11 protein-coding genes are annotated in these 11759 nt (G+C 71.4%); 4 read left to right on the top strand and 7 right to left on the bottom strand.

All coding sequences use genetic code 11. The annotated features are described in order from the left end of the window. Positions 1 to 16: 16 nt before the first annotated feature. Positions 17 to 1333: an isocitrate lyase gene (gene aceA / locus CRV15_RS32570; RefSeq protein ID WP_009999377.1), complete on the bottom strand. Its 1317-nt coding sequence runs from the start codon at positions 1331 to 1333 to the stop codon at positions 17 to 19. A 372-nt stretch (positions 1334 to 1705) separates the two neighbouring features. Here aceA and CRV15_RS32565 point away from each other — a divergent pair, with 372 nt between their 5' ends. Continuing rightward, positions 1706 to 3106, top strand: a complete 1401-nt coding sequence (locus CRV15_RS32565) for a short-chain fatty acyl-CoA regulator family protein (protein ID WP_003952860.1) — start codon at positions 1706 to 1708, stop codon at positions 3104 to 3106. A 231-nt stretch (positions 3107 to 3337) separates the two neighbouring features. On the opposite strand, the gene CRV15_RS32555 is transcribed toward CRV15_RS32565, so the two are convergent. The 4 genes from CRV15_RS32555 to CRV15_RS32540 form a co-directional block, all read right to left on the bottom strand. Continuing rightward, positions 3338 to 3496 (bottom strand): hypothetical protein, encoded by a 159-nt coding sequence (locus CRV15_RS32555; protein WP_230864381.1) that lies wholly within the window; start codon positions 3494 to 3496, stop codon positions 3338 to 3340. A 40-nt stretch (positions 3497 to 3536) separates the two neighbouring features. Further along, the gene (locus CRV15_RS32550) at positions 3537 to 4055 is read right to left on the bottom strand and encodes an SRPBCC family protein (RefSeq protein ID WP_003952858.1); all 519 of its coding nucleotides are present in this window, start codon (positions 4053 to 4055) and stop codon (positions 3537 to 3539) included. After that, the gene (locus CRV15_RS32545) at positions 4052 to 4420 is read right to left on the bottom strand and encodes a metalloregulator ArsR/SmtB family transcription factor (protein WP_003952857.1); all 369 of its coding nucleotides are present in this window, start codon (positions 4418 to 4420) and stop codon (positions 4052 to 4054) included. Before CRV15_RS32545 ends, CRV15_RS32550 begins: the two co-directional genes overlap by 4 nt. A 781-nt stretch (positions 4421 to 5201) precedes the next feature. Continuing rightward, entirely contained in the window at positions 5202 to 6659 is a 1458-nt protein-coding gene (locus tag CRV15_RS32540) for a carotenoid oxygenase family protein (RefSeq protein WP_003952856.1), read from the bottom strand. Between the two features lie 650 nt (positions 6660 to 7309). On the opposite strand from CRV15_RS32540, the gene CRV15_RS32530 reads away from it, so the two are divergent. Then, positions 7310 to 8533 carry a cytochrome P450 gene (locus CRV15_RS32530; RefSeq protein WP_009999372.1) on the top strand — a complete coding sequence of 408 codons (1224 nt, stop codon included), beginning with the start codon at positions 7310 to 7312 and terminating at the stop codon, positions 8531 to 8533. 78 nt (positions 8534 to 8611) lie between these two features. On the opposite strand, the gene CRV15_RS32525 is transcribed toward CRV15_RS32530, so the two are convergent. After that, positions 8612 to 9100, bottom strand: coding sequence for a DUF4265 domain-containing protein (locus CRV15_RS32525; protein ID WP_003952852.1), 489 nt, complete (start codon positions 9098 to 9100; stop codon positions 8612 to 8614). A 300-nt stretch (positions 9101 to 9400) separates the two neighbouring features. Between CRV15_RS32525 and CRV15_RS32520 the strand changes: the two genes are divergently transcribed. Next, positions 9401 to 9739 carry a hypothetical protein gene (locus tag CRV15_RS32520; RefSeq protein WP_003952851.1) on the top strand — a complete coding sequence of 113 codons (339 nt, stop codon included), beginning with the start codon at positions 9401 to 9403 and terminating at the stop codon, positions 9737 to 9739. On the opposite strand, the gene CRV15_RS32515 is transcribed toward CRV15_RS32520, so the two are convergent. Beyond that, complete coding sequence (locus CRV15_RS32515) at positions 9733 to 10707, bottom strand: AraC family transcriptional regulator (protein ID WP_003952850.1); 975 nt, start codon at positions 10705 to 10707, stop codon at positions 9733 to 9735. The genes CRV15_RS32520 and CRV15_RS32515 overlap by 7 nt on opposite strands. A gap of 87 nt (positions 10708 to 10794) precedes the next feature. Here CRV15_RS32515 and CRV15_RS32510 point away from each other — a divergent pair, with 87 nt between their 5' ends. Then, positions 10795 to 11661: an NmrA family NAD(P)-binding protein gene (locus CRV15_RS32510; RefSeq protein ID WP_003963364.1), complete on the top strand. Its 867-nt coding sequence runs from the start codon at positions 10795 to 10797 to the stop codon at positions 11659 to 11661. Positions 11662 to 11759 lie beyond the last annotated feature (98 nt).

The following is an 11759-nucleotide window of genomic DNA, read 5'->3' as shown; positions in this document are numbered from 1 at the left end:
GGATCACGGCGGGTGGCTAGTGGAACTGCTCCTCCTCCGTGGAGCCCGAGAGCGCGGTCGTGGACGACGCGGGGTTCACGGCCGTGGAGACCAGGTCGAAGTACCCCGTGCCGACCTCGCGCTGGTGCCGGACCGCGGTGAATCCGTCGGCCTGGGCGGCGAACTCCCGCTCCTGGAGGTCGACATAGGCGGTCATGCCGTGCTCCGCGTAGCCGCGGGCGAGATCGAACATGGCGTGGTTGAGGGAGTGGAACCCGGCGAGGGTGATGAACTGGAACCGGTACCCCATCGCCCCCAGCTCTCGCTGGAACTTGGCGATCCGGTCGTCGTCCAGGGCGGCCCTCCAGTTGAAGGACGGGGAGCAGTTGTAGGCCAGCAGCTGCTCCGGGTACTGGGCGTGGATCGCCTCGGCGAACTCCCGGGCCTGGGCGAGGTCCGGCGTTCCGGTCTCCATCCACAGCAGATCGGCGTACGGGGCGTAGGCGAGTCCGCGCGCGATCACCGGCGCCATGCCGTTCCGCACCCGGTGGAAGCCCTCCGCCGTCCGCTCCCCGGTGAGGAACTCGGCGTCGCGCTCGTCCACGTCGCTGGTGATCAGGGAGGCCGCGAGCGCGTCCGTACGGGCGATGATCACCGTGGGGACATCGGCGATGTCGGCGGCGAGCCGCGCGGCGTTGAGGGTGCGGATGTGCTGCGCGGTCGGCACCAGGACCTTGCCGCCGAGGTGGCCGCACTTCTTCTCCGAGGCGAGCTGGTCCTCGTAGTGAATCCCGGCGGCGCCTGCCTCGATCATCGCCTTGGTCAGTTCGAAGGCGTTCAGCGGGCCGCCGAAACCGGCCTCCGCGTCGGCGACGATCGGCGCCAGCCAGTCAGTGCCGTCCCCGGCGTTCTCGGCGGTGGCGATCTGGTCCGCCCGCAGCAGGGCGTTGTTGATCCGGCGGACGACCTGGGGCACCGAGTTGGCCGGGTAGAGGCTCTGGTCGGGATAGGTGTGCCCGGCCTGGTTGGCGTCGGCCGCGACCTGCCAGCCGGAGAGGTAGATGGCCTGGAGCCCCGCTCTGACCTGCTGGACCGCCTGCCCGCCGGTCAGGGCGCCGAGTGCGTGGACGTAGTCCAGTTCGTGCAGTTGGCGCCAGAGCCGGTCGGCGCCGCGCCGGGCGAGGGTGTGCTCCTCCCGGACACTGCCGGACAGCCGGATCACTTCCTCGGCCCCATAGGTCCGCTCGATGTCCCGCCAGCGAGGTTCGGTGGCCCAGCGCTCCGCCAGCGTCTCGGCCGTCTCTGCCGGCGCCCCGGCCGTCTCTGTCTCTGTCCCGGTCTCTGTCATTTCCATCACCGTGTCCTCGGTTACTGCCGGGATGCCCATCTCGCCATGGCGGGAAGAGCAGGGCACTCGGTGTCGTCTTCTTGGATGCGGCCCGCCGCCACCCCGGTACTTCCGACCTGGGCAAGGGCGCTTCATCAGCACCGTCGCTACCGGGATCACCGACGTCAGGGCATGAATCGCGCCCGGTTCCCGACGGTTGCCGCGGGGAGCGCGGCGGGCCGTGCTCAGACTCTGACACTGGCACCGAGTGCCAACAACCGTGGATGATGGCCAAGCTGTGCGAATCTTCCGCGTGCTGTCTGCCAACCTTGCGAAGGCCGCGGGAGGGATCATCCGATCGCCGATTCCGACCGAGCCCGGCCGGGGAAGGAGAACGCGGTGGGCAAGACCTACGCGGGAGCACGACTCCGGCGGCTGCGCGAGGAGCGCGGAATGAACCAGGCCGAGATGGCACGCCTGCTGGCCATCTCCCCCAGCTATCTGAACCAGATGGAGCACGACACCCGCCCGCTCACCGTCCCCGTCCTGCTGCGGCTGACCGAAGCCTTCGGAGTGGAACCCGGCTTCTTCTCCGCACACGACACGACCCGCCTGGTGGCGGACCTCCGCGAGGCACTGGCCGGCGAACTCACCGAGGCCCGGGTATCGGCAGCCGATCTGAACGAACTCGCCGCACGGCTGCCAGCCGTCGCCCGCGTACTCCTCGACCTCAGCCGCCGCGACCAACAGCTCTCCGAGCGGCTCGCCCACGCCACGGACGGCCGGGACACCGCCGAGGCCGCCCGTTCCCCCCATGAGGAGATCCGGGACTTCTTCCACCGCCGGGGCAACTACCTCCACGACACCGACATCGCGGCCGAGCAACTGGCACAGGAGATCGGCATCCGGCCCGGTGACGTTCTGCGCGTCCTCGCGGACCGGCTCGCCGCTCGTCACCGCGTCCGCGTCAGCACCGGGGCCGGTGATCACCTGCACCGCTATGACGAGGGCAGCCGGACCCTGCACCTCTCCTCCCGGCTGCGCCCCGGACAGCAGGCGTTCCGGATGGCGACCCAGCTCGCCCTCCTCGAATACGGCGACGGACTGGACCGCCAGGCCGTCGAGGACTTCCCGGCGGGCTCACCCGCCCACGCCCTGGCCCGGATCGGCATCGCCAACTACTTCGCGGCGGCGCTGATCCTCCCCTACCGCACCTTCCACAAGGCCGCCGAGGAGGTGCGCTACGACATCGAACGCCTCACCGACCACTACGGCCTCGGACATGAGACCATCTGCCACCGCCTGAGCACCCTTCAGCGCCCTCGGCTGCGCGGCGTTCCCTTCTCCTTCGTCCGCGTCGACCGCGCGGGCAACATGTCCAAACGCCAGTCGGCCACCGCGTTCCACTTCTCCCGGACCGGCGGCACCTGCCCTCTGTGGAACGTGTACGAGGCGTTCACCGCCCCCGGCCGCATCCACGTCCAGGTCGCCGAGATGCCCGACGGCTCGCGCTACCTCTGGACGGCCCGTGCCCTCACCCGCCACCACGGCGGCTGGGGCGACCCCGGCAAGACCTTCGCCATCGGACTCGGCTGCGAGATCCGCCACGCTCACCGCGTCGTCTACTCCGACGGCCTCGACCTCACCGGTTCCGCCCCCACCCCCATCGGCATGGGCTGCCGCGCCTGCGAACGACTCGCCTGTCCCCAGCGCGCGGCCCCGCCCGTCGGACATCCCCTCCTGATCGACCAGAACAGCAGCACCTTCATCCCCTATCCGGTGGAGGGGGAGCGGATGTGACGGCGTGGAAGCCCATGGCCGCCGGTCAGCAGCGCCGTCGCCCCGGTGCCGCCGGCAGACGAGAATCCTTGGCGTTTCCGGGCCAGGACCCGGGTGTGACGCGCCCTCCTCAGGGACCTCAGGGACCTCAGGGACCTCAGGGACCTCAGGGACCTCAGGAACCTCAGGGACCAGCCTCCGCCGTGCAGCGTTCCATGAGCGATGTCCCGACGCTGGAACTGCGCTCGTCGATCATGGTTTGGCGCCGCGCTGACCTACAGATATCTGTTGCTGAGCGTTGATGCCGATGCTCGGAGAGATCTCCTTCGGGTGCCCGCCGCTTTGGTGGGCGGACACACACCTGCCCTGTGCCACCGCGGCCATCCGCTTCGCGGCGGGGCTCTTGATCACGCGCATCTCCTCGTGATCGCGTCGCACCGGCCGGAATCGCCTACCGGGCGGAACCCTCGGCGGCAAGGGCCGCGAAGTAGTCGCGCTGGGCGGGGTAGTAGTCCTCGAAACGCGGCTCACCGGCTTCGCCGCGGGAGGCACGGAGCATGTCGAGGTAGTACTCCCAGCCCGGTCCGACCTCCCCGACGCCCTTCGGGTCCGTGAGGTGGTGGATCAGCCGCAGTTCCGTCGCCCCGCCCAAGGCGGACAAGACGGACAAGCGTAGCTCGATATGCCAGTCGCCCGCCCCGTCGAGCAGGGAGAGGGCCAGCCGGTGCGGCGGCTCGCACGCCTCGATCCGCGCGTCGGACCACGGCGCGTTCTCCTCGAAGGCGGGCCGGACCCTGATCGTGCGCCCGACCGCGGCGTCGCCCTCCCAGGGACCGAACCATCGTGCGGTGCGCCCGGGCTCGGTGACGCTGGCCCAGACGTCGTCGATCGGGGCCCGGAAGGTACGCGTCAGTATCAGGTCGTGGCCGTCGGGGGTGGGCGTGAGCCGGCCGGTGGGCGTGGGATTCATGCGATGTCCTCCGTGTGGTCCCGGTCCTGAGTCGTACGGTGTCCGGCCCGCTCCCGGCCGGCGCGGCGGACCTCGGTCTCCAGCGCGTCCAGGCGGTGCCCCCACCCGGCCGGGGTACGCAGTACGGCGATCCACTCGGCGAGCTCCGCCAGGGCTGCCGGTTCAAGGCGGTAGAGCCGCCGAGTACCCGCGAGCTCGTCCCGCACCAAGCCGCTCTCGCGCAGCACCCGCAGGTGCCGGCTGATCGCCGGCCGGCTGATGGGGAAGTGCCGTGCGATCTCCCCCGCGGTGAGCGTCGTCCCGCGCAGCATGACGAGGATGTCCCGGCGTACCGGGTCCGCTATCGCGTTGGTGACCTCATCCATGCCAGCAAGTGTAACCCATGGGTTACGAATGGTTCAGTGGCAACGGCTCGGCGAAGTACCCTCCGCCGCCGAGCCGTTGCCCACCGCGGCAGACCTGACGGGCCCCGCATGACCGACTGGTCGGCGCTGCGATGACCGGAAAGGGACGGATCGGCTCTGGGCGCGCAGGACGGCACGCCCCGTCGGCATCGCCTCCCGGAGGGCGTCGACATCGAGTCGGCCGCCCCGGTCGACGCATCCGGGAAGACCGCCTCCCCGGTACTGCCCACCTCGGCATCCGGCCCGAAGGAACGCGGGATTCCGAACGCGTCCCGGACCGCGCAGTCCTCGGTGAGCAGTCTCGCGCCGGGCGGAAGGGGGCCCGTATCCCCCTTCCAGTGTTCCGCTCGCGGGAGATGACCGCGAACACCACATCGCGTCCTCCCCACCGGCGTGGGCCCCATGCGGCTGGACCGCGTTCCCACCGGTGTGGTCATCCGAGCGCGGCGGCGCGGCTGCCGGTGCCAGTCCCCCACCCCGCGCGGAGCCGTGTGCCCTTCCGGCCTCTCCCCCCTCACGGACCAGGAGCTGGAAAGGGCGCCTGAACCGGGATGATCCCGTCAGGCGCCCTTGAAAGTGCTCCGCCGGTTTTGGTGAGGAAGCTCATGGGCGAGGAATCGTTATTTTTTGAGGTGGAGGCTCTGGAAGAGTGTCACGGGCGGTTGTGGGCGACGGCGTGGGTGTGGAGCTCCTCCGTCATGGACATGGTCTTCACGGGATTCCGCCTTGTCGGGAGGCGCGGTCAGGACCCGGTCGCCAGCCAGTTGCCGTGGAAGCCGTGCGGGACCCGGACGGGAAGCCCCACGGTCGCCACGGTCTCCAGGGTGGCGGCGTCGAGCAGGACGAGATCGCTGTGCCCGGTGGTCGCGTCGTAGACGAAGCCCATGAGGACGCCTTCGTCCTCCGCCGCGTCGGGCCGGCTCGGTACGAAGACGAACTCGCCCGCCTCCTTGCCCCGGCCCAGGGCGCGGGAGGTGACCGTTCCGGCCCTCAGGTCGTGCTTGAGGACCGCGTCGGTGGGGATCGCCCCGGTCAGCGCGCCCATCGCATAGCCGTAGCGGTGCGGTCGGCCCACGACCCGGTCGTCGACGCGCGGGAACTCCTGGGGCCGGTCGTCCAGCCGTGCTTCGACCACCTTGCCCGCGGCCGGGTGCACCGTCCAGCGGTGGAGGGCGGCTGTTCCCTCATTGGGCCCGTGCAGGTCTTTGACGAACATCCTCGGGTGGCGCACGACGTCCAGGACGACGGTGTCACCGGCGTCATGGGCATTGAGCGTGTGGAAGACGTAACAGGGTTCCACCTCGAACCAGCGGACGTCGGAGGAGCCCCCTTCTCTCGGCATGAGGCCGATACGGGCCTGGTGGCGCGGGTTCCACCGGAACGGCAGGTTCTCGTTGGCCCGCATCCGTGCCCCGACCATCGCGGCGATCGGGTCGGGCACCCTGACCCGGCCGACCAGCGCGGACAGCACCAGCGCGGCGGCCGGACGCAGCGGGCGCAGCGGACGCGGGACGGCGATACGGGCGGCCTGCCGGGCGTCGAACGTCACCGGAAGGTCATAGAGCACCACATACTTCTCCGTGAGCGAGAAGTCGTGCATCATCGGCATCCCCGGCACTTGGATGTCCACGGTCCTGCGGGCCCGCCCGTCCGTGCCGATGACCGAGTACCGTACCCGGTTCCCCTGTCCGAAATAGTGGGTGACGGCATGGAGTTCGCCGGTCACCGGATCGGCCTTCGGGTGCGCGGTGTAGCCGCCCGGCAGGGTGCCGCCGAAGTCCCAGGGGCCCATGGTGTCCAGCTCATGATCCAGCTCATAGCTGGCGATACCGCCTTCGACGAGGGCGAGATCGTGGCCCGCGTGGCGGATGACATTGGTGTTCGCCCCGTACAGCTCGACGCCCGCCCGGTGGTTCGGTGGCCGGGAGATCTCTCCGGCGGCCATTCTCATGCGTGAGGTCCGCACCCAGCGGTTGCGGTACCACTCGGCCCGGCCGTCCCGGATACGCACACCGTGGACCATGCCGTCGCCCATGAACCAGTGGTAGGCGTCCGGGTCGACATCGGCTATCGGATTGGGTCCGTTGCGCACATACCTGCCGTCCAGGTACTCCGGGATGCGACCGGTCGCCTTCAGCTCGGTGACGGTGTGCTCCGTACGGACCGGTGCGTAGTTGCCCTCAACGTATTCATTGCCCATCATCGGTGCCTTCCCTGACGGGCCGGGCCGCAAGCGGGTCGGGGGACGCGGAGCGGCCCCGGTGTGCGGCGGCGATGGCGCCGCGCGGGCGGGAGGGTTCGGCGGCGGTACGGAACTGCCCCTCGCCGACGGGGCGCCACGGGTTCACCCGCGGTGCCTCTGGCCCTCGACGCGGGCTGGACGGCCGGCCGTGTCCGGCCCGGCGACACGGCCCTGCTGCTCGCCATCGAGGCCGGCCGCCATGTGTACGCGGGGCTCACGCTCACCTGGGACGCCCCGGCGGCGCCGACTGCGGCCCGAGGTTCCCCGGTGGCGCCGGTGGGGCGCCCCCGGCGCGGCGCGGAAGAGGCGGACCGAGGGGGACAGAATTCGATGATTGTTGAACCATCTCGGTGATCACAGCCGTGCGGTCAGGTGAGACAGGTGTACGTAGGACATACGCGCGGACCGGAGGGGACGGGCGCCGGGATCACCGTCGCGAAACGGTGCCGACCGCCCCGTCCCCGGGCCGCGCGGAGGAACGGCCGGGCCGTCGCCGTGCGGCGTGCCGCCGTTCCGGCGCCCCCGTGGGCGATGTCTCCGTACCAGGCGCTGCCGGGCAGGGACGTGCGGCGCGCCTGCCGCAGGCGAGCAGAAGGCGAGGTCCCTCCATGTCGAGCCCCCTGGGTTCCGATGTGTCCGGCTCCACGATCCCCGTTCCGGCGCCCCGGGGCAGTTGCCCCTTCTCCCCGCCGCCGGTGTACGAGGCCGCGCGTGAGGAGGGCCCCCTCACCCGGGTCACGCTCTACGACGGGAGCGAGGCGTGGCTGGCCACCCGGCACTCCACCGCCCGGCTGGTCCTGTCCGACCCCCGGTTCAGCGCGGACATCAACGCCCCCGGCTTCCCCCTGATCAATCCGCAACAACGTTTCTTCGCCCAGGGAGAACCCTCGTTCGTCCGGATGGACGCCCCGGAGCACACCCGGCAGCGGAGAATGCTGACGAGCTGGTTCACGGCCCGCCGGGTCCGGGCCATGCGCCCGGCGGTGCAGGCCCTCGTCGACGAGCGCATCGACCGGATCGAACCGCACGGGCAGGCGGACCTGTACAGCGAGTTCGCCCTGCCGGTGCCGTCGCTGGTGATCTGCGACATCCTCGGCGTCCCCTACGAGGAGCACGAGTTCTTCGAGCGGACCACCGAGGGGCTGGCGCGGTGGAACGCCACGCCGGAGGAGACGTCGCGGTGCTGGGCCGATCTGCACGCGTATCTGAGCGAGCTGGCGGCGGCCAAGCGGGAGCAGCCCGACGACCGCCTCATCAGCCATCTCGCGGCCCGGGACGATCTGACGCTCGCCCAGGTGGCCTCCATGTGCCGGCTGCTGCTCGTCGCCGGTCACGACACCACGGCGTCGGCGATCGCCCTGTCGGTGGCGGTCCTGCTGGAGCACCCTGAGCGAACGGCAGCGCTCCGGGGCGGCGCGCCCGAGCGGTATGCCACAGCCGCCGACGAGTTACTGCGCCAGGTGAGCCCCCTGGGCCAGCACGGCATCAGCCGGGCCGCCGTGGCGGACGTCGAGGTCGACGGCTGCACCGTCCGCGCCGGGGAGGGAGTCCTCGTGGCCCTGTCGACCGCCAACCGCGACAGCCGGGCCTTCGACCGCGCGGACGAACTGGTCCTCGACGGCGAAGAGGGCCGTGCCACGGGCCATCTCTCCTTCGGCCACGGCCCGCATCTCTGCCTCGGGGCACCGCTGGCCCGGCTCGAAATGGAGATCGCCCTGGAAACCCTCTTCCGCAGACTGCCGAACCTCCGGCTCGCGCAGCCCCTGGAAGAGCTCCCGTTCCGGGGAGCGGCGGCCGTCCACGGCCTCAACGGGCTGCCGGCGCGTTGGTGACAGGACAGTAGCCGAACGAGCCCACCGTCGGCCTCCTTGGGGGGCCGACCGGTCCCCCGGGCCCGGCGAGGACCCCGGTCAAGCGGCCCACCACTCGTCGGTGCCGCAGCCGACTTCGTAGTGCCACCAGCCCTGTGCCCGCCCCTCTGCCAGGAGAGCCTTGATTCCGGCGAAATCCGCGCCCGCGGGCACGGTGAAGGCCACCATGGGGAAGTCCTCGCTGAAGACCTCACCCCGGAGTCCGAACACCGAAAGCCGTTGCCGGACCGGCTGAGCACTGCTGCCGAGAGGGCCCGTGGGGACGGGCACGACACGGATCGTGCAGTTGCCGGAGGAGCTGGTCCGCCCGACGGCCCAGTGGTGCCCGTCGGAGTCGGTCCGGTACCGCACCACATCGCCCTCGGCCACCCCGTCCTGAAGGAAAGCGGCGTTCTCCACCCGAGCGGTACCGTCGCTCAGCCTCACCGCCCACAGACCCTCGGTGTCCTGCGGCAACCACCCTTCACGAGGGACGAACCGGAACCAGACCTTGATCTGCTCGACCGCACCCTCCATGAAGGCCATCATCCGCCGGGCGCCCCTAACATCCTTTCCCGGGGCCGGACCGGAACGCGACCGGCGCCATCGCAGGTCAGCCGGATGTCGGCACCGTTCCCACACACCCGGCGCCCGGCGGGCGCCGGTCCATCACCCGGTGATGCCCGCCGCCCTGCCGCGCCTGTCCCGGGGACGAGCGTGCGGGTACGCGCGGGTAGCGGGTCCGGTCGGGGGGTTATCCCCGCCGGGGGTATCTGTTCAGCGCTTCTGCCGTGTGGCACGTTGATCTCCGTTCGCTGCCCGCTCGAACTTCTCCGAAAGGAGTACGTCATGCGCGTTCGGCACGCTCTGATGGGTCTGGGGCTGGGAGCCGCCCTGTCCGCCGGGTTGATGACGGGGACGGCACAGGCCGCCCCGTCCGCCCCGGCTCAGGCGAAGGCTCAGGCCGTGTCGGTGCAGGCACCGGCTCAGGCATCCGATGTGGTGATCCTGTCCTGTCCGTCCGGGGCCCCCGCGGCCGACCCGGGCTACCGTTGTCTGTCGCCGTACCAGACGATGTCCCAGTGCCTGGCCGGTGTTCAGCTGCACGTCGACGCCACCCCGGCGACCCGGGGGTACTGCCGGTCGTATGCCACCCGCGGTATCTGGGGTTACGTCAACATCTACTGATGACGCGTTGACCCACTGATGGCGGAACCAGCCGGAAGGAGCCCCGGACCTGCGTGGTCCGGGGCTCCCCCGGTTTCCGCGCGCAGCGCCCCCGTCCGCGTCCCGCCGTTGTCGCGGTAGGCGCTGGGGCTGACTCCGTGGACCCGTTTGAACGCGGCGCTGAAACCGAAGGCGTCCGCGTAGCCCACCTGGCGGGCCACGGCGGCGAGGGTCGCGGTGGACTCGGTCAGCAGGTCGGCGGCGAGCGCCATCCGCCAGTCGGTCAGATAGGTCAGCGGCGGGCGGCCCACCAGCCGGGTGAAGCGCTGGGCCAGCGTGGTGCGGGACACGCCCGACGCGGTGGCCAGGGCCGCGAGTGTCCAGGGGCGCTCGGGTGCGTCGTGCATCGCGCGCAGGGCCGGGCCGACGGTGTCGTCCGTCAGTGCGCCGAGCCAGCCCGTCGGCGGGCCGTCCGGCTGGTCGAACCAGCCGCGGAGCGTGCACACCAGCAGCCAGTCCAGCAGGCGGTCCTGGACGACCTGCCGTTCCGGCGGGACCCCGCCCGCCAGCGCGTCCAGCAGGTCGAGCACGGCGGGGCAGCCGTCGCCTGACATCACCATCAGCGGGGGCAGTACCCCGAACAGTTGCCGGGACACCGCGCCGCGCACCCGGTAGGTGCCGACGAACAGCGTCGTCCGGCCGGTGACGGGCAGCGGCGCGGGACCCCCGGAACGCGCGGCGGGCCGGTCGGCGAGGAGGCGTGGCTGCGGCCCCCGGACGATCAGGGCATCACCGGTCCGCAGCGGACGGGGCTCCCCACCGCCCTCCTCGGAGCAGATCCAGCCCTCGCCCCGGAGCGGTGTGGCGAGGGTCAGCTCCGTCTCGCCGGCCTCCGCGAACCGCAGAGCCCAGGGCGGTGACAGCTCCTGTCGGCTGAAGGCGGCGCCGTCCGCGCGGATGCCGCGCAGCAGGTCGTCGAACGGGTCCATGTTCCTTCCCAACGGCAGGACGATCGGACATGTTCCCCGTACGGCCGGCCATGGGTCCACGGTCACCGGCCCGGTTGACTGACTGCCATGACGAACAAGAGCACGGTGAGCACCCAAGGCACTGACGACAAGGCGATTCTGGTCCTGGGCGGTACGGGGAAGACCGGGCGTCCGCTGGTCCGGACCCTGCGGGAGGCAGGACGGCGGGTACGCTCCGCGTCCCGCAGGGGGGAGACGGTGTTCGACTGGTTCGAGCGGAGCACCTGGGGGCCCGCGCTGGAGGGCGCGGGGGCCGTCTATCTGATCGCCCCCGATGACCCGTCCCCGGTGGCGGACTTCGTCGAGCAGGCGACCGGGGCGGGGGTCCGCCGTTTCGTCGTGCTCTCCGGGCGCGGGATCGAGGAGTTGCCCCCGACCCTCTTCCTGGGCATGACCGCCGCCGAGCGGGCGGTACGGGCCTCCGGTGTGGAGTGGTCCATCCTCCGCCCCAACAACTTCAACCAGAACTTCGACGACGACGCCATCTGGCGGAACCAGCTCCGGGCCGGCCGCCTGGCCCTGCCGACGGCCGGTGTCCCTGACCCGTTCATCGACGTCCAGGACATCGCGGAGGTCGCGGCGGCACTGCTGACCGGGGACAGCGACCGGCAGGGCGAGGTGTACCACCTCTCCGGGCCGCGTCCGGTCACCTTCGAGGAGGCCGTCGCGACGATGGCACGGGAGGCCGGGCGTCCGATCACGTTCGTCGAGCTGACCCCGGAGCGGTACCGGGAGGAACTGCGCTCCGCCGGGCTGCCCGAGGAAGCGGTCGGCGAGTTCGACCTCCTCTTCGAGGGCCTGCGCTCGGGCCACTACGCCGAGCCCGGCGACGGCGTCCAGCGCGTCCTGGGGCGTGAACCGATCGACTTCGGCACCTACGCGCGCCGTGCGGCGGCGGCCGGGGCCTGGTCCTGACCCCGTACGCGTCCTGTGCGGGCGGGCCCGGCCGGTGACCGCCGGTCCGGGCCCGCTCCGGTCGTCCACACCCGCCGCGCGCCCGTCACGCGCGCCCG

It is taken from the genome of Streptomyces clavuligerus (genome assembly GCF_005519465.1).
GTDB classification, from domain to species: Bacteria; Actinomycetota; Actinomycetes; order Streptomycetales; family Streptomycetaceae; genus Streptomyces; species Streptomyces clavuligerus.
Note: the sequence above shows the minus strand (reverse complement) of the source record. Positions and strands in the feature narration are given on the sequence as shown.